Genomic DNA, 21,015 nt, shown 5'->3' with positions numbered 1-21,015 from the left:
GATTGACGGGGCCGGCGGCCCCCGTCGACCGGCGGCGGGCGTCAGCCGGCGGCCGGGACCGCCGCCTCTCGCACGAGGAGCTCCGTCAGCCGGGACACGCTGCCGGCGCCGTAGCCCGCCGCGATCCCGCGCCGGGCCACCGCGGTCGCGGCACCGATCACCGTGTCGTCGAGCCCGCGGGCGCGCGCGGCGTGCACGACGTGCTCCATCCCGGCGGTGATGGACCGCAGGCTCGACACGTCGTCGGGGTGCTCGCCGGAGTCGATGTTGGCGGCGATCTCATCGATGCTCCCGGGGAGCAGTTCATGGATCCCCTTGGCGAAGGGGGCCAGGTCCCGCGCCGGGATGCCTTCGGCCGCCGCGAGCGCGAAGCCGTGCGTCAGGCCGCTCACCGCCGTCCAGAACATGTCGAGCAGGGCCACGTCGAACGCCGCGGCCCGGCCGGGGTCGGACCCGAGGTGGTCCTGCCGCCCGCCGATGGCGGCCAGCGTCTCCCGATGGGCCTCGTAGACCTTCTCCTCCCCGCTGTAGAGCACCTGGGCGCCGGGCCCGCCGATCGTGGTCGTGGGCGTCATGATCGAGCCGTCGACGTAGTCGATGCTCCGCTCGGCCGCCCACGCCGCCATCTCCCGCGCGCTGTCGGGGGAGTCGGCGGTCAGGCTGACCAGGGTGCGGCCCGCGAGGGCGTCGGCGGCGGGGTCCACGATGGCGTGGACCGCGCCGTAGTCGATCACGCACACGATCACCAGCGGGCTCGCCGCCACCGCCTCGGCGGCGGTCGCCGCGCGCCGCGCTCCCCGTTGGACCAGCGGGTCGGCCTTGGCGGGGGAGCGGTTCCATACGGTCGTGGGGTGGCCCGCCGCCAGGAAGGCGCCGGCCAGCGCGGCGCCCATGGGGCCCAGGCCGAGGACGGTGACCGGGCGGTCGGCGGCGCCCCCGTCGCGGTCGTCGTTCGCGTGTTCGCCGAGGTCGCCGGGGTCGCCGGGGGCGGTGGGAGGGGTGGAGGAGTGTGGTCCGTTCGTCATGCCGGTTAAGGTAAAGCCTCACGTCGACGTGAGAGTCAACGCCGCGTGTCGGAGGTCACATGCGCATCGGAGAACTGGCCCGCAGGACCGGCGTCAGCGAGCGGGCGCTGCGCTACTACGAGGAGCAGGGGCTGCTGCGCCCGGCCCGGCGCCCGAGCGGCTACCGGGAGTTCGCGGAGTCCGACGCCGAGACCGTCCGCCACATCCGCACCCTGCTGGCCGCGGGCCTGGGCACGGCCGTGATCGCCGAGGTGCTGCCGTGCATGGTCGCCGACGGCGAGCAGATCGTGTCGGCCTGCGCGGACCTGACGGTCGAGCTGGCCCGGGAACGCGAACGGATCAGTGAGGAGGTCGAGGAGCTGCTCGCGGCCCGCGCCATCCTCGACGACATCATCGCCCGCCCCGTCTCCCCGCTGCCCTACAGCGGGGACCGCGCCCCGGCCTGCTGACGGCGCCGCCCGCACCTGGACGCGGGCCGCCCGCCCGGTCCATCCTGGACCGTGCTGCTTCGACAACTGGAGTACCTGGCGGCCCTCGCGCGCGAGCGCCACTTCGCCCGGGCCGCCGACGCCTGCCACGTCTCCCAGCCGTCCCTGTCGGCCGGGATCCGCAAGCTCGAACGCGAGCTGGGCGTGCCCATCGTGCGCCGGGGCAACCGCTTCGCCGGGCTCACCCCCGAGGGGGAGCGGGTCCTGCTGTGGGCGCACCGCATCCTCGCCGAATGCGACGGCCTGCGCCAGGACCTCTCGGCCATGCGCGCCGGCCTGTCCGGTGTCCTGCGGGTGGGCGCCATCCCCACAGCTCTGACGGCGGCCTCGCTGCTCACCGCGCCGTTCTGCGAGCGGCACCCGCACGCCCGCGTGACCCTGGAATCGCTGTCGTCGCGCGAGATCGCCCGCCGCCTCGCCGAGTTCGAGCTCGACGCCGCCATGACCTACGTGGACGACGAGGAGCTGGCCGGGGTCCGCGCGCTGCCGCTCTACGAGGAGAGGTACGTGCTGCTCACCCCCAACGGCGGCGAGCTGGCCGAGCGCGCGTCCGTCCGGTGGTCGGAGGTGGCCGCCCTCCCGCTGTGCCTGCTCTCCCCGCGCATGCGCAACCGCCGCATCCTCGACGGATTCTTCGCCGCAGCGGGGGCCACCGTCGTGCCCGCCATCGAGACCGACACCGTCTCCGCGCTCTACGCGCACGTGGCCACGCAGCGGTGGTCGAGCGTCATCGCCCACGCCTGGCTGCACATGTTCGGGGTCCCCGAGGGCATGCGCGTGGTGCGGCTGGCCGACCCCGCGGCGTTCCCGCAGATCGGCCTCGTCGTCGCCGACCACCATCCGGAGTCGCTGCTCGCCGAGGCGCTGCTGGAGACCGCCCGCGAGGTCGACGTCCGGGGCGACCTCGAACGCCTGCTGCACGGCTACCTCGCGCGCCCGTGACCCCGCCCCCTCGTCGCCCCGCAGGTCGAGAAGGCGCACGCCGGCGCCATAGAAACGGGCTATCCCGCCATAGGGAGGTTCATTTTGACGCCCGGCGGGCGCGGAAGGGAGCCTCGGTGGTACGTACTCGCCACGAGTTGGGAGCCCTGCAATGGCGAAGGTGCTGTGTGTGCTGTACGACGACCCGGTCGGCGGATACCCGTCCTCCTACGCACGCGACGATCTCCCCCACATCGCCCACTACCCCAACGGCCAGACCCTCCCCACCTCCTCAGGCACCGACTTCACGCCCGGCCACCTGCTCGGCAGCGTCTCGGGCGAACTGGGGCTGCGCTCCTTCCTGGAGGCCCAGGGGCACACCCTGGTCGTCACCTCCGACAAGGAGGGCCCGGACTCGGAGTTCGACCGCGAGCTCGCCGACGCCGACGTCGTGATCTCCCAGCCGTTCTGGCCCGCCTACCTCACCGCCGAGCGGATCGCCCGGGCGCCCCGGCTGAAGCTGGCCGTGACCGCCGGGATCGGCTCCGACCACGTCGACCTGGACGCCGCCATCGCCCACGGGGTCACCGTCGCCGAGGTGACCTACTCCAACTCCGTGTCGGTCGCCGAGCACGTTGTGATGATGATCTTGTCGCTGGTGCGCAACTACCTGCCCGCCCACCAGGTGGTGCGCGACGGCGGCTGGAACATCGCCGACGCCGTGTCGCGCTCCTACGACCTGGAGGGAATGCACGTCGGCACCGTCGCGGCGGGCCGGATCGGCCTGGCCGTCCTGCGCCGGCTCGCCCCGTTCGACGTCCACCTGCACTACACCGACCGGCACCGCCTGCCGCGCGAGGTGGAGGAGGAGCTGAACCTCACCTTCCACCCCAGCGCCCGGGAGATGGCCCCGGTCTGCGACGTGGTGACCGTCAACGCCCCGCTGCACCCCGAGACCGAGGGGCTGTTCGACGACGCGCTCATCTCGACCATGAAGCGCGGCGCCTACCTCATCAACACGGCCCGCGCGCGCATCGCCGACCGCGACGCGGTGGTGCGCGCGCTGGAGAGCGGGCGGCTCGCCGGGTACGCGGGCGACGTCTGGTTCCCGCAGCCGGCGCCCGCCGACCACCCGTGGCGGACCATGCCCCACCACGGGATGACCCCGCACATCTCCGGCTCCACGCTGTCGGCGCAGGCGCGCTACGCGGCCGGCACCCGCGAGATCCTGGAGTCGTGGCTGGCCGGGGCCGCGATCCGCGACGACTACCTCATCGTGGACGGTGGCAAGCTCGCCGGCGCCGGGGCGCACTCCTACTCCACGACCGCCGGGGGCGGCGCGGCCTGACCCCCGCCGCGGCACCGGCGGCGCGCGTCCGCCACGCCCGCCGCCCGTGCCGCCGCGGGGCGCCTCGGGTCCGGCCGAGCGCCGGTCCGGGTGCGCCCCGCGTTGCGGCGCCGCCTCCGCACCCTCGCGCGGTTCGCCCGCCGCCGTCCTGGGTAGTGGGCGGTGACGCGAAGGAGGCGCGATGACCAGCGCGAACATCGAAGCGGAGGATGTCGACGGGGTGCCGGGGGAGGTCGTCGTCGGCGTCGACGGCTCCGAAACGGGGCTCGCCGCGCTCGACTGGGCCGCTCAGGAGGCCGTAGACCGCGGGGTCTCCCTGCGGATCATGCACGCGCTCAGCATGCCGCTGATAGCGGTACCGCTGGCCGCCCCGGTCCGCCTGCCGGAGACCCCCGAGATCGTCGAACGGGCCAAGGCGCTCGTGACCTATTCCGTCGAGCGGGTCGGCGACCGGTGGCCGGACCTGCCCGTGCACGCCCAGATCTCGAGCCAGCCCGCGGCGCAGGCGCTGCTCGCCGCCGCGAAGGACGCCGGGCTGGTCGTCGTGGGCTCCCGCGGCCTGGGCGCGGTGGGCGCGATCTTCCTCGGCTCGGTGAGCGTCCGCGTCTCCGCGCACGCCGCCTGCCCCACGGCGGTCGTTCCGCCGGACGGGCCGCCCAGCGAGCTGCGGGACCGGCGGGTGGTCGTCGGCGTCGACGGCTCCGAGCCGTCCGCTGTGGCGCTGGACGTGGCCCTGCGGGAGGCGGCGCAGCGCGGCGTCGGCGTGACGGTGCTCGACGCCTGGCACAGCCCCGAGCCCGTCGACCTGCTGATGTACGACACCGAGGTGCCCAGCCCGGCCCGCGACCGGGCCGAGGGGCACGTGGTCGAACGCATCGACCGGATGGTGGCGGAGGCGCGCACGGCCGCGACCGCCGATGTCCCGGTGGAGGTGCGGGCCGTCGTGGACCACGCGGCGCGGGCGCTGCTGGACCAGAGCGCCGGCGCCGGGCTCGTCGTGCTCGGGTCGCGGGGCCGGGGCGGGTTCCGCGGCCTCCTGCTGGGCTCCGTGAGCCACGCGGTGCTCCACCACACGAGCATCCCGGTGATCGTCACCCGGGCGTGACCCGAGGCCGCGCCCGATCCGCCGCGGCCCCGCGACCGGATCGGCGAACCCTTGGGTGCGGGGGCGTCCCATTGCGGGGATCGGCGGCACATCCCCAGTAACGGGTTCCGATCCGGTGGCGGGTACGGGGGGCGGCTAGAGGATCGGGTTGCAACTATCGTGTTGCGCGGGACCTTCGGCCCTCGAATGCGCGGCGCGATGCCGTCAGGGTGGAGACGAGACCACACAAGGGGATACGACGATGACCACCGGTCAGGACCACACGCCCGGCGGGACGGCGGGACGCACCCGGCGCCCCCGCGGCGCGCACGCCGACGTCGTGTACGCGGCCCGGGGCCGTGCGCTGGTATCGGTGTCGGGCGAACTCGATTTCGCGACCGCCGACGCGGTGGCCGCCGAACTCGCCCACGCGGCCCTGACCGTCGGCCCGAGCATCGAAGCCGACGTCTCCCGCGTCGCCTTCTGCGACGCCTACGGGCTCGCGGCGCTCCTGCGCGCCGCTGCCCGGGCGGAGCGCGCGGGCGGGGCGCTGACCCTGCACGGCGTGGGCGCCGATCTGGACCGGCTGCTGGCGATCACGGACACGGCCGCCCGTTTCGGCGCCCCCGGTGCCGTCGAGCGCCCCGTTCCACTGCCCGGCCCGCGTCCGGGCGGGTGAGCACCGCGCGCCGGCGGAGCGACAGCACGCGGCGGCCTCCGTCCGGAGCCCCGAACAGGCTCCGGCCGCCGCGCGGCGTCGGGTTCGCCGGCGCGCGGTGCCGGCCCTCCCGGGGCCCGGGCCGGTGTCTCCCGGGTGGCCCCGCGTCGGCGGCGCGGGGCCACCCGGGAGACACCGACCGGGACGGCGGCCGCCCCCCGCGGCGCCCGTATCCGCCCGGGTGCCATTCCCCCGCCACCGGCGCGCTCGCGCGCGGCACCGGGTGGCGGGCGCGAGCACACCCGTAAGCTCGCGAGGCATGGACCTGTCTCTGCGCCAGTTGTCGGTGTTCGTATCAGTGGCGCGCCGGTTGAGCTTCACCGCGGCAGCGGGTGACCTGCTCGTCTCGCAGTCGTCGCTGAGCCGGACCGTCGCCGAGATCGAGCGGACGCTGGGCGCGCGCGTCTTCCACCGCGACACCCGCAACGTGACCCTCACCGACGAGGGCCGGGAGCTGCTGGAGGTGGCGGAACACGTCCTGGCCGTGCACCGGGCGGGCATGCGCCAGCTCGGGCGCTACGTGGAGGGCGGCGCGGGGGCCGTCACGGTCGCCGCGCTGCCGTCCGTGGCGGCGGTCCTGCTCCCGCCGGTGATCGCGGTGTTCCGCGAGCGCTGGCCCGACATCAGCGTGCGCATCCACGACGGCCTGTCCCGGCGCATGGTCACGGCCGTCGAACGGGGCGAAGCCGATTTCGCGATCGCGGTCGCCGCCGACGTTCCGGAGTGGCTGGAGAGCCGGCCGCTGGCCCACGACAGGTTCGTGGGGGTGGTCCCGCCCCGGCACCCGTTCGCCGACCGCGCGGAGCTGAGCTGGTCGGAACTGCGCGACGAGCGGTTCATCGTGATGGCGGCCGACACCAGCGTCCGCGCGCTCACCGACTCGGCGTTCGCCCAGATCGGCGGCCCGGCGCGCGGGGTGGTCGAGGCGAGCAACGTGGCGACGGTGGGCGGCCTGGTCGCGGCGGGCCTGGGGGTCTCCGCCCTGCCGGCCCTGGTCCGCGTCCTGGTGAGCTTCGCCGACGTCGCCCACCGCCCGCTCGTCGCCCCGCTGGTGACCCGCCGCCTCGATGTCCTGCGCCCCACCGACCGACCGGTGCCCGCCGCGGCGCGCCGCTTCCTCGACACCCTCGACGACCTCCGCCTTGGCGGCTTCGAGCTCCCACCCGACGTCGCGTGGGCCCGGCCGTGACCGCTTCCGCGGGGGTATGCGGGTCGGGGCGCGTCGGACGAGCCCTTTTCCGGCGCCGGGCCCCATGAAGGGGCGCGGCGGTGGCGACAACGACGCCGGCCGCGCCCGCGATGGCGACGAGGCGCGCCGCGCTCTGCGGTCGAAGGGCATTGCGGATGAGTGCGGGAAACCGCGGGAATTTCGGCACCGTGGAAATGTAGGCGCGTCAGGTAGCCGCGGCGATGGTGCTATCCCCCGTTTCGTGGTTCGGAAATCCTCGGGGCCGGTGGCTGAGGGGGCATTTCATGGCGGCCACCCCCGCCTCGGGCAGGGGCGGCCGTGTGAATGGGAAGGGGTGTCAGGAGACTTCAAGGGAACTGGCGCGGTTGCTCCATCCGGTGCCGATGTTGCCGAGGTTCGACGACTGGTCGATCCAGGTGGACTCGGCGCCGGTGAAGTTCGTACCGTTGTACAGCTTGATGTCGCACTGGTTGTAGGTCCGCAATGACGAGATGCGGTTGTTCATGGGGCCGAGGGTGGCGAACTCCCACTCCCGGTCGTAGGACGGCGTGCACGGAGACGTCGCGAAGATCTCCCCGATGAGATTGCTGTAGCCCGTCCCGTCGTACAGTCGCGCCGCGACGACGGCCGCGGTGCCCACGTCGGCCATCTCGCGCGCCTCGCTCATGTCGCCGGCGCACGACAGTTCGCCGGAACCGAGGTCGAGCACGCAGTGCTCCGGCTGTTCGGCCGCGGTCCCGGCGACGGCGGCGGGCGCGCCGAGCGCGACCGCGGAGAACGTCACGGCACACGCGGCGAAGGCGTGGACTCCTCTGATCTTCATGTCATCCCCCGTGTGATCTCGGTTTTCGAGAAAGAAAATGGAAACGCGTGGCGCCGCTGCGCCCGCGTGGCCGGAAACGGTTCCCGTTTTCCGGGTGGCCGGATGTCCCCCGATTCTTCGGTCCGGCTGCTCGTTCCTATTCTTCGATTCAACGGAGCAGCGGCAAGGGTCGGTGAATGTTCTTCGGTCGTGGCCGAAATACCTAGGTGAGCCGAATGCGAACGTCGCGGTCGCGTTGTTCGGGGGGCTCGTGCGATGGGGTGGGCCGCGGATGCGTGTGCCACTGCGGTCCGACGCCATGGATTCACCGGTCCTGATCGGGGCGTGCGCGCGCCCTCCCTGTCCGCGTTCGGCGGCCGCCGGACACCGGCCGTGTCCGTCCGGGGAGCCGGCGGGCGCGAGGGCCGGGAATCCGCAGGTGGTCGGGGAATTCTCCATTCATGCCAATGCCACATATGACGATGCTCTTTTGATGTTGGACGCTCATGGGTGGGGCTCGGCATGCTGGCAGGCAGGAGCGGGCGGCGCGGCAGGGCGGCGGCCCGCGGTGCGGACAGGAGGCCGACGCCCATGCAGGACCGTCCACCGGAGCCCGGTGCTGGGGGCTGGGGCCAGCTCGCGGGGCTCAAGGTCGTGGAGTTCGCGCACGTCGTCGCGGGTCCGCTGGCAGGGTCGCTGCTGGCCGACATGGGCGCCGACGTCGTGCACGTCGAGCCGCCCGGCGCCGGTGACGCGGCGCGGTCCATGGGCCCCGAACGCGACGGGGTCCGGCTGTGGTTCAAGGTCTCGGGCCGCAACAAGCGGTCGGTCACGCTCGACCTGCACGCTCCCGAAGGGCGCGAGGTCGCGGGCGAGCTGGTGGCCTGGGCCGACGTGGTGATCGTGACGTTCCGCGCCTCGCGGCTGAAGAAGTGGGGCCTGGACCACGAGGCCATCCGCGCCCGCAACCCGCGCGCGGTGGTCCTCCAGATCTCCGGGTTCGGCGCCACCTCGTCGCTGGCCGACGCCCCCGGATTCGGCAAGATGGGCGAGGCGCGCAGCGGGGTCGTGCACATCACCGGGGCCCCCGACGGCCCGCCCGTGCACACCGGGTTCTCCCACGGCGACGCCGTCACGGGGCTGATGGGCTCGCAGGCGGTGCTCGCCGCCCTCTACCGGCGGGAGCGCGACCCCGGATTCCGCGGCGAGTGGATCGACCTCGCCCTGTTCGAGCCCCTGTTCCGCCTGGTCGAGTGGCAGGTCATCGCCTACGACCAGCTGGGCGTGGCACCGTCCCGTCAGGGCAACCGGTTGCCGGTGGCGCCCGCCGCGGTCATCGACACCTACCGCAGCCGCGACGGCGAGTGGATCACCGTCACCTCCGCCACGCTGCGCTCGGTCCTCAACGTCGTCCGCCTGGTCGGGCTGCCCACCGAGGAGTTCGACACCGTCGAGCGGCAGATGGAGGGGCGGGAACGGCTCGGCGCGGCGCTGCGCGAGTGGGTCCGGGCGCGCGACGCCGAGGAGGCCCTGCGCGGGCTGGCGGCGGCGGAGGTGGTGGCCTCGCGGATCTTCACCGCCGAGGACATCGTCAACGACCCGATCTACGCCGAGCGCGGCGACATCGTCACCGTGCAGGACCCCGATCTGGGACCGGTCCGGATGCAGGGGGTCGTGCCGCGGTTCGCCGAGCGGCCCGGGCACGTCTGGCGGACGGGGCCCGCCTTGGGCGCCGACAACGACCTGGTCTACCGGGACTGGCTGGGCCTCGACGACGACCGGATAGGGAGGCTGCGCGATGCCGGCGCGATCTGAACCACGGTGGGGCGGTGGGGCGGGTGCGACCGCCCCCGCCGCCGCGGCCGCCTCCATCCGCTCACTGCTGTTCGTGCCGGGCAACCGGCCCGACCGGATCCCGAAGGCGCTGGCGTCCGGCGCGGACGCGGTGATCATCGACCTTGAGGACGCCGTTCCGGAGCGGGAGAAGAAGGCGGCGCGGCTCGACACCGTGGCGGCGATCGCCGCGGCGGCGGCCGGCCCCGGCGGGCCCGCGCTGTTCGTGCGGGTCAACGCGCTGGAGGGCTGGGCGGGGGCCGAGGACGTGCGCGCCGTCGTCGCGCCCGGGCTGGCCGGGGTGGTCGTGCCCAAGGTGGACGGCCCGGCCGACGTCGAGTTCGCGGCCCGGCTGCTGGACTGGAGCGAGGCGGAGGCGGGGCTGCCCCGCGGCGGGCTGGCGATCGTCCCCCTGCTGGAGACGGCGGCGGGACTGCGCCGCGCCTATGAAGTGGGGACGGCGTCGCACCGGGTCATGTGCCTCGGGGCGCTGAGCGCCCGCGACGGCGACATCCAGCGCGCGGTCGGGTTCCAGTGGAGCCCGGAGGGGGCGGAGACCCTGGAACTGCGTGCGCGGGTGCTCTTGGACGCCCGCGCGGCCGGCACCCCCAACCCGGTCAGTGGACTGTGGACCGCGATCCGCGACCTCGACGGGCTGCGGCGCTTCGCCGAGCAGAACCGCTCGCTGGGCTATGCGGGGATGATGGCGATCCACCCGGCGCACGTGCCGGTGATCAACGAGGTGTTCGCGCCGACGGCGGCCGACCTGGACCGCGACCGGCGACTCGTGGCCGAGATGGAGCGTGCCCAAGCGGCGGGGGAGGGGGCCGTGGTGTTCGAGGGCGTGATGATCGACGAGGCCATGCTCGCCTCGGCCCGCACCCGCCTGGCCCGCCACGCAGGCGCGGAAGGCGGCGGCCCGGCGGGGTGAGGCGGCGCCGGCCGGTCGGGTCGGCCGTCGCCTCCGTCGAGGGCATCCCCGGGTCTCGGACCCGGGGATGCCCTCATCGCTGGTGCTGGTGCTTCCGTTCACCCGGCGACCCGGAGCAGTGGCGGCCGTGACCGGTGGAGCGGTGGAGCGGCCCAGGACCCGTGAGTGGAGGGGCGGAAGGGGCCCGTGCGACCCCTGCCACGGAGCGGGAAGATCGTCCGTTCCGGCACTGATGCACGCCGGGCATTGGTTCATCCGTTTTTGATGTTGGACAAAGCTCAGTCATGGGCCGGACACTCGTGCGAAACGAATGTGATCCACGCGACATGTGCGCCGTATTGGTCGGCGCGTGGAGGGCGGGCGAGTGATGACGGCCGTATTGGGCCTGTGCACCATCGGGCTGTTCCTGGCTCTGGTGATGAGCAACCGGGTGTCGGTGCTCGTCGCCCTGGTGCTCGTACCCATCCCCTTCGCACTGATCGGGGGGTTCGGCCCCGACCTGGGGACCTTCGTGCTGGACGGCCTGCTCACCGTGGCGCCGACCGGCATCATGATCGCCTTCGCGGTGCTGTACTTCAGCCTGATGCTGGAGACCGGGCTGTTCAACCCGGTGATCCGCGGGATCCTGGCAGTGGCCAAGGGCGACCCGATGCGGGTGACGGTGGGCTCCGCGATCCTCACCATGGTCGTGGGGCTCGACGGTGACGGGGCCTCGACCTTCCTCATCACGATCTCGGCCCTCCTCCCGGTCTACCTGAAGCTGGGCATGAGCCGGCTGCTGCTGGCCGGCGTGGTGGGACTCGCGGCGGGTGTCATGAACATGATCCCCTGGGGCGGTCCGACGGCCCGCGCGATGGCCACGCTCGACGCGACCTCGGGAGAGATCTTCACCCCGGTGCTGCCCGCCATGCTCGCGGGCCTGGCCTGGGTGCTGTTCTCGGCGTGGTGGCTGGGCCGCCGCGAGCGCGCCCGGATCGGCGCGCTCACCGCGGAAGGGGTCGGGGTGGCGCCCGGAGCGACGGCCGGGTCGGCCGGTGCGGCGGCCGGCACCGATGCCCCCGGCGGGGGGAAGGCGGCCGCGACGCCCGGGACCCCCGGAGCGCCCGGGACCGACGCGGCCGGTGCCGACGCGGCCGGTGCCGTGACCGGTACGAGCGCGTCGCCGGCCGACGGCCCCGGCGCCGCCCTCATCGCACAGCAGGTGCGGCTGCCGGTGGGTACCCCGCGGCTGGTGTTCAACCTCGTGCTGACGATCACCCTGGTGGTCTCCCTCGTGGCCGAGGTGATGCCCCTGCCCGTGCTGTTCATCGTCGCCACCGCGCTGGCGCTCGTGGTCAACCTGCCCAAGTGGAGCGACCAGCAGGCGTTCCTGGAGCGCCACGGCAAGAGCGTGGTGCTGGTGACGACGATGATCTTCGCGGCCGGGGTGTTCACCGGTGTGCTCACCGGGTCGGGCATGATCGAGGCCATGGCCTCCGCGATGGTCTCGGTCATCCCGGATTCGGCCGGCGGCCTGCTGCCGCTGCTGGTGGCCGTGACCAGCATGCCGCTCAGCCTGGTGTTCACGCCCGACGCGTACTACTTCGGGGTGCTGCCCGTGCTCGCGGAGGGGGCGAGCCAGTTCGGCGTGGACCCCGCGGAGATCGGCCGCGCCGCGGTTCTCGGCCAGATGACCACCGGCTTCCCGCTGAGCCCGCTGACCTCGGCCACCTTCATCCTGATCGGGATGGCGGGGGTGTCGCTCGGGGAGCACCAGCGGTTCATCTTCAAGTGGGCGTTCGGGACGACCCTGGTGATGACCGTCGTGGCCGTGGCCACGGGCGCGATCTCGGTCTCACTCTGACGTCGATGCCGGGCCGCCGCCGGGGTGCCCCGGCGGCGGCCGTGGCGCGCGCCGATCAGGAGCCGTCTGGGTCGACGGGGTCGACGGCTCCGGTGAACACCATGGCGACGGGCTCTCCATCGGGGCCGGGGTGGTCGAACCCGATCTCCAGGTCGGCGGTGTCGGCAGGGACGGCGCAGTCGAGGGGGTAGGTGTGGGTGCCGGCCTCCAATTCGCCGCTGCCCGGCAAATCGGCGGGATCGTCGGAGGCGGTGCCGTCGGCGAAGCACTGGGGGCGCAGGCCGTTCACCCCGAACACCCGGCCCAGTTCCGGGGTCTCGATGACCAGCCGGTACCGCACGGAGCCGGCCCCGGAGCGCTGGACGGAGTCGACGGTGAACGTGACGTCGCGCATGTCGTCCCAGTCGTATTCCTCCGGGTACGCGCCGACGGGGAAGGCGATCGCCGCTGGGTCGCCGAACCGGAACGGGCTGCCGGGGTGGACGCCCGCTTGTCCGTTGTCGTCGGCGATGGCGGACGCGGTGAGGGCAGAGGCGGTCAGGGCCGGTGCCGCGAGGGCCGTGACGATCCAGCGGGTCGCTGCGGGGACTGCCATGGGGATGGGCTCCTTCGGTGGAGGCGGACAGCGAAGAACAGGGACCGGGCGGGGCTCGCACCGCTCATGGCGGACACGGGCCGGACGGAACCGGGTGGCCGGGGAGTCGCGACGTCGCTGGGCCGGGGTTCGGGTGCGGTCGCGGGATCGTGGTCGCGAAACGTGACGGGACGCGGCGCGGTGCGACGGTGAGAGCGGTGCCGGGAGGGCGTCGGGACGGTCGACGGCCGGCACACGGAGCGTGGGTGTGGCGCCTGGTCCAGATGCTAGTGCGGTCGGTCGTGCCGCCGCCATCGCGTGTCCCGCCCTGTGGACGCGTCGCGGCGAGTCGACGAGCGAGTGGAGGCGGCGCCGCCCTCGGCCGGAGGCCCGACTCGCGGGGCCGTTGGAGCAGAGTGAGGAGGCGAGAGTGACCTGGGGGGACGAGGCCGCCGCCGTGCGGTCTCCCGGCCCGCGTCCGGGGGCGGGCCGTCGCCGGGGGGCCGGACACCGCCCCGCGCCCGCGGTCGGGCGCGCGGGACCGGGGAGGTGGGGACCGTGGCTCCCGCAGGTGAGCGGGGTACCCGTGGGAGCCACGGAGTTCATGCGGCGGGGAGGGTGAGCTCGGCGGAGACGGCGCGGTGGTCGCCGCCCGCCGGCTCGTGGGTGTCGACGCCGCCGACGCCGATCCGCGCGTCCACAAGGACGTGGTCAAGGGTGATCTTGGGCAGTGGGCCCACGGGCCAGGTGCCGCGCAGGCCCTCGCCCAGCGCCGCGGCGGCGTCGGTATAGCCCCGCGCCAGGACGTCGCGGAGGGCCGCGTGGTCGAGCGTGGCGTTGAAGTCGCCCGCGAGGATCCGCGCGGGACCGTCGGGATCGGCAGCGGGGAGCGCGCGCAGCGCGTCGTGCCACGGCCGGGTGTTGGCGGGGTCGAGGGGAGGCAGCGGATGCACGGAGGTGACCTCCACGGGTACGGCCCCGGGGATCTCCACCAGCGCCTGCGGCGTGTGCAGCGAGCCCGCCTCGGCGCCGGGGTCGCCGACGGGGACGAGCGGGTGGCGGGAGTACACGGTGCCGCCGGCCGCCGCCGGAGCGGCACGGGTGAAGCCATAGGGCAGCGGCTTCGCGAGGTCGATCATGGGCAGGTCGATTCTTCCGCAAAAGGGATCTGTAACGCACAACGCGTGCGGGCACCGATACGGTTCGCGTCGGGGGCGGGACCGATGATCCGGTGTCCGGCCGGGGAAGGGGTGGAAGCGGCCGGGGCGGTGTCCCGGTCGCGGTCGCGGCCGTGGTGCACTGTGCGGACAGGCGATACGCGGTGCGTCCGCCGACGGTGCCCGGCGGCGGAATACAGCGCGCGGCGGCTTCGTTTACGAGTATAGTTGAAATTGAAACTACTTACTGGGAAAGGCTTCGGAGATGCAGTTCGGGATCTTCTCGGTCGGCGACGTCACCACCGACCCGACCACCGGGCGCACCCCCACCGAGGGCGAGCGCATCAAGGCCGTCATGACCATCGCCGAGAAGGTCGAGGAGGTCGGACTGGACGTCTTCGCGACCGGCGAGCACCACAACCCGCCGTTCATCCCCTCCTCGCCCACCACCATGCTGGGCCACATCGCCGCCCGCACCGAGCGGATCATCCTGTCCACGGCGACGACGCTGATCACCACCAACGACCCGGTGAAGATCGCCGAGGACTACGCGATGCTCCAGCACCTGGCCGACGGCCGGGTCGACCTCGTGATGGGGCGCGGCAACACCGGCCCCGTCTACCCGTGGTTCGGCAAGGACATCCGCGACGGGATCCCGCTGGCCGTCGAGAACTACCACCTGCTGCACCGGCTGTGGCGGGAGGACATCGTCGACTGGCAGGGGAAGCACCGCACCCCGCTACAGCGGTTCACCTCGACCCCGCGCCCGCTGGACGGCGTCCCGCCGTTCGTGTGGCACGGCTCCATCCGCAGCCCCGAGATCGCCGAGCAGGCCGCGTACTACGGCGACGGGTTCTTCGCCAACAACATCTTCTGGCCCAAGGAGCACTACCAGAAGCTGATCGGCCTGTACCGCCGCCGTTTCGAGCACTACGGGCACGGGTCCGCCGACCAGGCCATCGTCGGCCTCGGCGGGCAGGTGTTCCTGCGCAAGAACTCCCAGGACGCGGTGAAGGAGTTCCGGCCCTACTTCGACAACGCGCCCGTCTACGGCCACGGGCCCTCTCTGGAGGAGTTCACCCGGGAGACCCCGCTCACCGTGGGCAGCCCGCAGGAGGCCATCGACCGCACGCTGGCCTTCCGCGACTACTTCGGCGACTACCAGCGCCAGTTGTTCCTGGTGGACCACGCGGGGCTGCCGCTGAAGACCGTCCTGGAGCAGCTGGACATCCTGGGGGAGGAGGTCGTGCCGGTGCTGCGCAAGGAGTTCGAGGCCGCGCGCCCCGCGCACGTCCCGGACGCGCCCACCCACGCCGCACGCGTGGAAGCCGCCCGGCGGGCCGCCGAGAACCGCCCTGCGGAGGAGGACGGCGCGCGGGACACGGAGCGGGACGACCGGTCCGGGCAGAGCGCGCGGACGACGGAGGACCCCCGATGAGCGAACGCACGCTGGCAGTGGTCAGCGCCGGGCTGGGGCGCCCGTCGTCCACCCGGCTGCTGGCCGACCGCCTCGCGGAGGCGACCGCCGAGGCGCTGCGCGAGAACGGCGACAGCCCGCGCGTGGAGACGGTGGAGCTGCGCGACCACGCCCACGACCTGATGAACACCATGCTCACCGGGTTCGCGCCGAGCGGCCTGCGCGGCGTCATCGAGGAGGTGACCGGCGCCGACGGGCTGATCGCGGTCACACCGGTGTTCAACGCCTCCTACAGCGGCCTGTTCAAGTCGTTCTTCGACGTCTTGGAGGACGGCGCGCTGGAGGGCACGCCGGTGCTGATCGGCGCCACCGGGGGCACGGCACGCCATTCCCTGGCGCTGGAGTTCGCGATCCGCCCGATGTTCGCCTACCTGCGGTCGGTCGTCGCACCCAGCGCGGTCTACGCGGCATCAGAGGACTGGGGCGGCGACGGCGGCGCGTCGGGTGCCCTGACCGACCGCGCACGCCGCGCCGGCACGGAACTCGCCACCCTGATCGCGGGCCGCACAGCGGCCCCGGAGCCCGACCCCTACGAGGACCCCACCCCGTTCGAACGCCTCCTCGGCGACCAGTGACCGGAGGTGCCGGACCGTCCCGCACGCGGACGGCCCGGCGCGTTCGGGGCGCTGGGCGTGTCCGACGCCCCGAACACCCGCCGAGGCCGGAGCTCGATGACGGCATCGGCGGTCCCGCGTGCGTGGGGGCTGTGCCCCGGGGGCGGCGGGCGCAGCCCTCACGACGGGGCGACCCGGTCCCGTCCCTCGCCGATGGAGAGGTGGAGACCGGGCCGCGCGTGGTCAGGCGGCGGCGGTGCCGGGTAGGTTTCCCCAGGTGAGGGTGAATCCGACGCCGTGGCGGGGTGTGGGCAGTGGGCCCCAGGTGTCGGCAAGGTAGTCGATGAGGGTCATGCCGCGGCCGTGCTGGGCCATGGGGGTGATGGGGCGGATGAAGGGGGTTGTCCCGCCGGCGGGACGTCCTTCGTCCTCGACCTCGATGGTGATCCGGCGCTGTTCGACCATGAGGGTGACGTCGAACTTCCCGCCGCGTCCGCTGGCGGTGTGGCGGATGGCGTTGGTCGCCGCCTCGCTGAGCAGCAGGACGGCGGAGGCGACGGTGTCGCCGGGGATGTCGAACGCGCAGTGGACGGTCAGCAGGCCCTCGCACCAGGACCGCGCCCGCTTGACCTGGTCCGCCCACCCGGGGAATCGCTGGAAGTAGACCACCGCCATCACCGCCCCTCGAAACGGAACAGATAGGGGCGAACGCGGGCGCATCGGCGCATGCGGATAGGGTCGAACACCGTCACCAGCTCCTCAGTCAGCTGTGGCCGAACCCCGGACGGTTGCCTCCGTCGCGGGGCCTTTTGTCGGGGACGCGGTACGGAAGTCCGGACGCGTCCACGGAGAACAGCTTCGTGCTTGGAAACCAGCAGGTGAAGAGGGCTGGTCGTTATTCGTCGGAGGCCCAACTCCGCCGGAGAATTGTGGAAAACCCTGATCCGGCCTGGACGTCTGTGATCGGATATCCGCATGCCACCCAGCAAGCGTGTGGCCATCAGGTACGGGCGCGAAGTGCGGACCCTCCGAGAGGATGCCGGACTCACCCAGGTATCAGTGGCCCGACGCGTCAATCTCAGCAAAAGCACGATCTCCGACATCGAACGCGGAAAGACCACACCCTCCGCCAAACTGAGGGCCGATCTCGACGGGGTCTTCGGCGGGGGCCGCCTAGCACACCTGTGGAAGGAGCTGACAGGTTCCAGTCGCGAGGTCTGGAAGTACGAGATCGCCGAGATGCTCGATGGCGCGAGCGCGATCTACGAGTACGAGGTCTTGGTGTTTCCCGCCTATCTCCAGAAGGAGGCATACGCACAGGCTCTGATTCGGTACGGAGCGCAATGGAATACCGAAGAAGAAGTCCTGGAACAGGCGGCGGAACGCGCTAATAGGGCAGAGTACATAGCCGAGTCCGCGAGGCCAAAGATCTGGTTGGTGCTGGACGAGACCATCCTCCTCCGGCGTTACGGCTCCGCGGGCATCATGCGGGAGCAAGTCGCGCACGTGATAGACCTGGCCGAGCGAGAGAGAATCACCGTGCAGCTGGTTCCAGCGGCCGAGCCCAAGCATCCGGGAAACTCGGGAGCGTTTAAGCTCATCACAACGGACCATGTCGCTGATGTCTTGATCGCTGAGTCCATCCGTGAGGGCCAGGTGGTCACTGACGCGGTAGACGTCGCCAACTACCGGATGCAGTTCGCGTCGCTGCAAGGCGTCGCGATGAGCCCGGAAGAGAGCCTGAGCAGGCTGCGGGACGAGATGAAGAGGTTGGAACCATGACCAAGCCGGATTGGCACAAGAGTACGTACAGTAACGGTGGCTCGAACTGCGTGGAGGTTCGCGAACACGAATTCGGGGCCGACGTGCGCGACACCCAGGACCGTGACGGCGCCACTCTTTCCCTGGGTGCCAGTGAGTGGGTCGCCTTCCTCGGCGGTATCGACGGGTTGTAGCCGTTTTTTGACCCTCAAAGAGCGTGCGGAGCGATAACCTCCTCGGTCTGGGGCTCATTGCCGGACATACGGCTCTGAACGGTCGGCTTCGAAGGTGGTCGAGATGTCGAGACGCTGGTTGGCGATCGGTGTGGCCGTCCTCGTCGTGGCGGGGGTGGCGGCGGTCGTCGTTGCGCTGACCGGATCGTCCAGGGAGGGGCCCGCTCCGTCCGAGGGCGAGTCGGAGCCTCCCGTCGCGGCGGGCGTCTACGCCTACATGAAGATCGAGTTCGGTCAGAACCTGCTGGACACTCAGGGCGAGATGGTCGTCATGGACGGCGCCGAGCAGATCGGCAGCGCCCCGTTCAGTGCCCTCGGCACCCGTCCGGTGTTCACCGACGACGGCCAGTATGCGTACACCCTGCTCTTCGGCGACGAGCTCTCCGTGGTCTCGGCTGAAACCGGTGAGGTCGTGTCCGCGCCCTGCGAGGGGTGCAGCGACCGCCAGCTCGAATGCCAGTGCCAGACGGTCGTGCCCTTCGGTGATAGCCGGATCGCCTGGCTGGATGACGACCACCATGTGGTGCACATGGATCTCGCCGCCGAATCGCCGGAACCGCAGCAGACGGACACGACGCTGCCCACCGAAGACGGCTTCCTGGACGAACAGGTGAGCCCGAACCTGATCGCCGGCACCGACGGTGCCGCGCTCGCCGCATATCCGGGCGGCCTGCCGGGCGACGACCTGATGCCGGCGTACCTCGTGACACTCGACGACGAGCCCCGCCGGCTGGACTCGGATCGACCCGACTCCGTCGAAGAAGCCGTCTTCAGCCCCGACGGCTCTCACGTCGCGCTGACGGGCAACCAGGAGAGGGCCTGCGCCACGGTGACCGTCGTCGACGTCGCATCAGGCGAGGGCGAGACCGCCCCGGTGAGCGCCGAGCCGGGTACCGAATGCGACGACCACGACGTGTACATCGACGGCCTGTGGTGGGACCTGGACGATGCTTTGAACGTGTACTTCCAGGCCGATGAGGACGATTCCACCGCCGAGGACGATTCCGCCACCGAGGACGGCCAGCGCCGACTCGAAGGCGACAGGTGGGTCGAATCCGACGCCGGCCCGGCAGAAGAAGTGCGGCAACTGAGAGCCGGAGCGACGGCGGTCCTCGACGACTGGACCCTCTCCATCGAAACCGACAGCCAACGCACCGAAATCGACACCGACGTCCGCTACGTGGCCGTCGCACCGTCCTGATCGAGGTTCAGCAGCCGACCCCGCTGTGAAGCGGTCGCCGGGCCGGCCGCACGCCGTGTCGGCGAAGGACGTGGTCCCCGCCGGGCGGCCGGTTCGGTCAGTTCAGTGTGCGCGCGATGCGATTTCGCAGAGTCTCATCGGCGATGGAGCCAGTGGCGCGCCACGCGGCGTCGAGGACCTCCTCGGTTTGAAGTTCCCCGACATCAGCCGACGTTCGGAAGAGGAATCGGAAGTCGATGTGCCGGTGCTCCGGCTCTCCTTTTGCGTCATTGGCGGGGATCGGATGGACATCGATGTGCAAGGGCCGTGTCCCGGTGGGGGAGATGGCCGAGGCGGAGATCCCGGTCTCCTCCGTCAGCTCGCGCAGTGCGGCGTCGATGAGCCGGGTGTCATCGCGTTCGATGTGCCCGCCGGGCAGCAACCAGGTGTCGAGCGCCCGGTGTCCCCTCCGCGGTACAGGCGCCCGGACGTCGTTGACGCGGATTCGCGCCGGGGCCGGATCGGTCGGTCAGGGCGATGTGCGTTTGCGGGCCCGGTAGGCGGCGGCCTTCATGCGGTTTCCGCAGGCGTCCATTCCGCACCAGGTGCGTCTGGCGCCTCGGGAGCGGTCGAGGTAGATGCGGGTGCAGCCCGGGCGGCTGCACTCCTTGAGGTGGGCGGCGGGGTCGGCGAGTACGGTGATCGCGCTTCTGGCCAGGTGCGAGAGTACGTCGCTCAGATCCCCCGATGTGCGCAGCCCCGCGTCGCTGAGTTCGACCCTGGGCACCGGTCCAGCCGCGGCTTTGTTGATGATGGCCAGGCTGTCCGGATCGAAGGGCCGGCCGAGCACGCGGTCGAGCGCGAGCCGGTAGACCGCCTCCCGGAGGGACAGCGCGGCCGTGAAGGCCGCGGCATTGGCGGTGACACGGTCCGGGAGGCCGTCGCATTCGGCCACCCACCGCTCCAGGTCGGCGGGTGCGGCCAAGAGGTCGGCGGGGTCGTCTCTGCGGGAGCCCACGGTGCCGGCCAGGTCGAGGGCCGGGTCGCCGCTCACGAATGCGAAAGCCACGTCACCATCTTGACCGGTGACGACGGCGATGGCAACATCGTCACCTGTTGAACAGGTGACGAGGACGCGAGCGGGAGAGCGCATGGCCGAGATCCGCGATATGGACATTGACGTCGTCGTCTTCGACGTCTTGGGCACGCTGGTCGACGAGCCCGGCGGGCTCCGGACGGCGATCCGCGACGCCGTGTCCGCGCCGGACGACGCCTCCGGTGGGGCAGCCGAGACGTCCGTCGATGAACTGCTCCTGCTGTGGCAGCGGCATATCGAGGATGAGCAGCGACGCATCGCGCACGGGCAGCGCCCGTATGCCGGCAGCGAGGTCCTGGACCGGGAGGCCGCACAGCGTGTGGCCGACCAGGCCGGGATCGGCGATCCGGCGGCCGTCGCCCGGCTGGCAGCGGCGGGCAGCCGCCTGCCTCCGTGGGGCGACTCCGTCGCCGGGCTTGAGCGGATGGCGCGGCTGCGTCCCGTGATCGGGCTCTCCAACGCCGGTCGCACCGCTCTGCTGCGGCTCAGCGCCTATGCCGGCCTGCGCTGGCACCAAGCACTGTCCGGCGAGGCGGTCCGGGCCTACAAGCCCGCGCCGGAGGTCTACCGGCTCGCCGCCGACACCGCGGGGTGCCCGCCGGAACGCGTGCTGATGGTGGCAGCCCACGCGTGGGACCTCCGCGCCGCCCAGGCGGTCGGCATGCGGACCGCCTATGTCCGGCGACCGGTCGGGGATCCGCCGGCGGACTCCGATTCCTTCGACGGGAGCTTCGACGGGCTCGACGATCTGGCCGCGGCACTGACGGCGCGGTAGCCGGGACGGTTCGGCCGGCGCGCGGC

22 protein-coding genes are annotated in these 21,015 nt (G+C 72.3%); 15 read left to right on the top strand and 7 right to left on the bottom strand.

The annotated features are described in order from the left end of the window. Positions 1-41 precede the first annotated feature (41 nt). A complete protein-coding gene (locus ACFO4E_RS04535; RefSeq protein WP_378571741.1) occupies positions 42-1,025 on the bottom strand; it encodes an NAD(P)-dependent oxidoreductase in 984 nt (327 codons plus the stop codon). A gap of 59 nt (positions 1,026-1,084) precedes the next feature. Between ACFO4E_RS04535 and ACFO4E_RS04530 the strand changes: the two genes are divergently transcribed. The 6 genes from ACFO4E_RS04530 (at position 1,085) to ACFO4E_RS04505 (ending at position 6,773) form a co-directional block, all read left to right on the top strand. Further along, positions 1,085-1,474: a MerR family transcriptional regulator gene (locus ACFO4E_RS04530; RefSeq protein ID WP_378571740.1), complete on the top strand. Its 390-nt coding sequence runs from the start codon at positions 1,085-1,087 to the stop codon at positions 1,472-1,474. Positions 1,475-1,525: 51 nt separating this feature from the next. Then, entirely contained in the window at positions 1,526-2,455 is a 930-nt protein-coding gene (locus tag ACFO4E_RS04525) for a LysR family transcriptional regulator (protein ID WP_378571739.1), read from the top strand. A gap of 151 nt (positions 2,456-2,606) precedes the next feature. Continuing rightward, a complete protein-coding gene (locus tag ACFO4E_RS04520; protein WP_378571738.1) occupies positions 2,607-3,782 on the top strand; it encodes an NAD-dependent formate dehydrogenase in 1,176 nt (391 codons plus the stop codon). Between the two features lie 181 nt (positions 3,783-3,963). Next, positions 3,964-4,887 (top strand): universal stress protein, encoded by a 924-nt coding sequence (locus tag ACFO4E_RS04515; protein ID WP_378571737.1) that lies wholly within the window; start codon positions 3,964-3,966, stop codon positions 4,885-4,887. A 241-nt stretch (positions 4,888-5,128) separates the two neighbouring features. Beyond that, positions 5,129-5,545 (top strand): STAS domain-containing protein, encoded by a 417-nt coding sequence (locus tag ACFO4E_RS04510; RefSeq protein WP_378571736.1) that lies wholly within the window; start codon positions 5,129-5,131, stop codon positions 5,543-5,545. Positions 5,546-5,843: 298 nt separating this feature from the next. Then, a complete protein-coding gene (locus ACFO4E_RS04505) occupies positions 5,844-6,773 on the top strand; it encodes a LysR family transcriptional regulator (protein ID WP_378571735.1) in 930 nt (309 codons plus the stop codon). A 337-nt stretch (positions 6,774-7,110) separates the two neighbouring features. Here the strand turns inward: ACFO4E_RS04505 and ACFO4E_RS04500 are convergent, their stop codons facing one another. Continuing rightward, the gene (locus ACFO4E_RS04500) at positions 7,111-7,596 is read right to left on the bottom strand and encodes a hypothetical protein (protein WP_378571734.1); all 486 of its coding nucleotides are present in this window, start codon (positions 7,594-7,596) and stop codon (positions 7,111-7,113) included. Between the two features lie 570 nt (positions 7,597-8,166). On the opposite strand from ACFO4E_RS04500, the gene ACFO4E_RS04495 reads away from it, so the two are divergent. From ACFO4E_RS04495 to ACFO4E_RS04485, 3 genes are all read left to right on the top strand, one after another. After that, entirely contained in the window at positions 8,167-9,390 is a 1,224-nt protein-coding gene (locus ACFO4E_RS04495; protein WP_378571733.1) for a CaiB/BaiF CoA transferase family protein, read from the top strand. Continuing rightward, on the top strand, positions 9,374-10,339 hold the full coding sequence (locus ACFO4E_RS04490; protein WP_378571732.1) for an HpcH/HpaI aldolase/citrate lyase family protein: 966 nt from the start codon (positions 9,374-9,376) through the stop codon (positions 10,337-10,339). The genes ACFO4E_RS04495 and ACFO4E_RS04490 overlap by 17 nt, the downstream gene beginning before the upstream one ends. A 367-nt stretch (positions 10,340-10,706) precedes the next feature. Continuing rightward, complete coding sequence (locus ACFO4E_RS04485) at positions 10,707-12,182, top strand: CitMHS family transporter (RefSeq protein ID WP_378571731.1); 1,476 nt, start codon at positions 10,707-10,709, stop codon at positions 12,180-12,182. Positions 12,183-12,237: 55 nt separating this feature from the next. Here the strand turns inward: ACFO4E_RS04485 and ACFO4E_RS04480 are convergent, their stop codons facing one another. Continuing rightward, on the bottom strand, positions 12,238-12,777 hold the full coding sequence (locus ACFO4E_RS04480; RefSeq protein WP_378571730.1) for a hypothetical protein: 540 nt from the start codon (positions 12,775-12,777) through the stop codon (positions 12,238-12,240). A 581-nt stretch (positions 12,778-13,358) separates the two neighbouring features. After that, the gene (locus ACFO4E_RS04475) at positions 13,359-13,895 is read right to left on the bottom strand and encodes an endonuclease/exonuclease/phosphatase family protein (protein WP_378571729.1); all 537 of its coding nucleotides are present in this window, start codon (positions 13,893-13,895) and stop codon (positions 13,359-13,361) included. Between the two features lie 283 nt (positions 13,896-14,178). Between ACFO4E_RS04475 and ACFO4E_RS04470 the strand changes: the two genes are divergently transcribed. Continuing rightward, a complete protein-coding gene (locus ACFO4E_RS04470; RefSeq protein ID WP_378571728.1) occupies positions 14,179-15,351 on the top strand; it encodes an LLM class flavin-dependent oxidoreductase in 1,173 nt (390 codons plus the stop codon). Then, positions 15,348-15,965, top strand: a complete 618-nt coding sequence (locus tag ACFO4E_RS04465) for an FMN reductase (protein ID WP_378571727.1) — start codon at positions 15,348-15,350, stop codon at positions 15,963-15,965. Before ACFO4E_RS04470 ends, ACFO4E_RS04465 begins: the two co-directional genes overlap by 4 nt. A gap of 222 nt (positions 15,966-16,187) precedes the next feature. Here ACFO4E_RS04465 and ACFO4E_RS04460 read toward each other — a convergent pair whose 3' ends face one another. Continuing rightward, entirely contained in the window at positions 16,188-16,619 is a 432-nt protein-coding gene (locus ACFO4E_RS04460) for an ATP-binding protein (RefSeq protein ID WP_378571726.1), read from the bottom strand. Between the two features lie 300 nt (positions 16,620-16,919). Between ACFO4E_RS04460 and ACFO4E_RS04455 the strand changes: the two genes are divergently transcribed. The 3 genes from ACFO4E_RS04455 to ACFO4E_RS04445 all read left to right on the top strand — a co-directional run bounded on the left by ACFO4E_RS04455 (position 16,920) and on the right by ACFO4E_RS04445 (position 19,139). After that, entirely contained in the window at positions 16,920-17,726 is an 807-nt protein-coding gene (locus ACFO4E_RS04455) for a helix-turn-helix domain-containing protein (RefSeq protein WP_378571725.1), read from the top strand. Further along, a complete protein-coding gene (locus ACFO4E_RS04450; protein WP_378571724.1) occupies positions 17,723-17,899 on the top strand; it encodes a DUF397 domain-containing protein in 177 nt (58 codons plus the stop codon). Before ACFO4E_RS04455 ends, ACFO4E_RS04450 begins: the two co-directional genes overlap by 4 nt. Positions 17,900-18,002: 103 nt before the next feature. After that, positions 18,003-19,139, top strand: a complete 1,137-nt coding sequence (locus ACFO4E_RS04445) for a hypothetical protein (RefSeq protein WP_378571723.1) — start codon at positions 18,003-18,005, stop codon at positions 19,137-19,139. Between the two features lie 97 nt (positions 19,140-19,236). Here ACFO4E_RS04445 and ACFO4E_RS04440 read toward each other — a convergent pair whose 3' ends face one another. Next, a complete protein-coding gene (locus ACFO4E_RS04440) occupies positions 19,237-19,623 on the bottom strand; it encodes an NUDIX hydrolase (RefSeq protein WP_378571957.1) in 387 nt (128 codons plus the stop codon). Between the two features lie 24 nt (positions 19,624-19,647). Continuing rightward, positions 19,648-20,187 (bottom strand): CGNR zinc finger domain-containing protein, encoded by a 540-nt coding sequence (locus ACFO4E_RS04435; protein WP_378571722.1) that lies wholly within the window; start codon positions 20,185-20,187, stop codon positions 19,648-19,650. 82 nt (positions 20,188-20,269) lie between these two features. On the opposite strand from ACFO4E_RS04435, the gene ACFO4E_RS04430 reads away from it, so the two are divergent. After that, a complete protein-coding gene (locus tag ACFO4E_RS04430) occupies positions 20,270-20,989 on the top strand; it encodes a haloacid dehalogenase type II (RefSeq protein ID WP_378571721.1) in 720 nt (239 codons plus the stop codon). Positions 20,990-21,015: the final 26 nt, after the last annotated feature.

The organism is Nocardiopsis mangrovi (genome assembly GCF_042653925.1).
In the GTDB taxonomy this organism is placed as follows: Bacteria; Actinomycetota; Actinomycetes; order Streptosporangiales; family Streptosporangiaceae; genus Nocardiopsis_B; species Nocardiopsis_B mangrovi.
This window is presented reverse-complemented; position numbering and strand designations above follow the sequence as displayed.

Coding starts and splice junctions, on each gene's coding strand:
- ACFO4E_RS04495 (WP_378571733.1), top strand. CDS start 8,167: ATGCAGGACCGTCCACCGGAGCCCGGTGCTGGGGGCTGGGGCCAGCTC.
- ACFO4E_RS04450 (WP_378571724.1), top strand. CDS start 17,723: ATGACCAAGCCGGATTGGCACAAGAGTACGTACAGTAACGGTGGCTCG.
- ACFO4E_RS04455 (WP_378571725.1), top strand. CDS start 16,920: ATGCCACCCAGCAAGCGTGTGGCCATCAGGTACGGGCGCGAAGTGCGG.
- ACFO4E_RS04535 (WP_378571741.1), bottom strand. CDS start 1,025: ATGACGAACGGACCACACTCCTCCACCCCTCCCACCGCCCCCGGCGAC.
- ACFO4E_RS04490 (WP_378571732.1), top strand. CDS start 9,374: ATGCCGGCGCGATCTGAACCACGGTGGGGCGGTGGGGCGGGTGCGACC.
- ACFO4E_RS04505 (WP_378571735.1), top strand. CDS start 5,844: ATGGACCTGTCTCTGCGCCAGTTGTCGGTGTTCGTATCAGTGGCGCGC.
- ACFO4E_RS04465 (WP_378571727.1), top strand. CDS start 15,348: ATGAGCGAACGCACGCTGGCAGTGGTCAGCGCCGGGCTGGGGCGCCCG.
- ACFO4E_RS04475 (WP_378571729.1), bottom strand. CDS start 13,895: ATGATCGACCTCGCGAAGCCGCTGCCCTATGGCTTCACCCGTGCCGCT.
- ACFO4E_RS04470 (WP_378571728.1), top strand. CDS start 14,179: ATGCAGTTCGGGATCTTCTCGGTCGGCGACGTCACCACCGACCCGACC.
- ACFO4E_RS04485 (WP_378571731.1), top strand. CDS start 10,707: ATGACGGCCGTATTGGGCCTGTGCACCATCGGGCTGTTCCTGGCTCTG.
- ACFO4E_RS04530 (WP_378571740.1), top strand. CDS start 1,085: ATGCGCATCGGAGAACTGGCCCGCAGGACCGGCGTCAGCGAGCGGGCG.
- ACFO4E_RS04520 (WP_378571738.1), top strand. CDS start 2,607: ATGGCGAAGGTGCTGTGTGTGCTGTACGACGACCCGGTCGGCGGATAC.
- ACFO4E_RS04430 (WP_378571721.1), top strand. CDS start 20,270: ATGGCCGAGATCCGCGATATGGACATTGACGTCGTCGTCTTCGACGTC.
- ACFO4E_RS04445 (WP_378571723.1), top strand. CDS start 18,003: ATGTCGAGACGCTGGTTGGCGATCGGTGTGGCCGTCCTCGTCGTGGCG.
- ACFO4E_RS04460 (WP_378571726.1), bottom strand. CDS start 16,619: ATGGCGGTGGTCTACTTCCAGCGATTCCCCGGGTGGGCGGACCAGGTC.
- ACFO4E_RS04510 (WP_378571736.1), top strand. CDS start 5,129: ATGACCACCGGTCAGGACCACACGCCCGGCGGGACGGCGGGACGCACC.
- ACFO4E_RS04515 (WP_378571737.1), top strand. CDS start 3,964: ATGACCAGCGCGAACATCGAAGCGGAGGATGTCGACGGGGTGCCGGGG.
- ACFO4E_RS04480 (WP_378571730.1), bottom strand. CDS start 12,777: ATGGCAGTCCCCGCAGCGACCCGCTGGATCGTCACGGCCCTCGCGGCA.
- ACFO4E_RS04500 (WP_378571734.1), bottom strand. CDS start 7,596: ATGAAGATCAGAGGAGTCCACGCCTTCGCCGCGTGTGCCGTGACGTTC.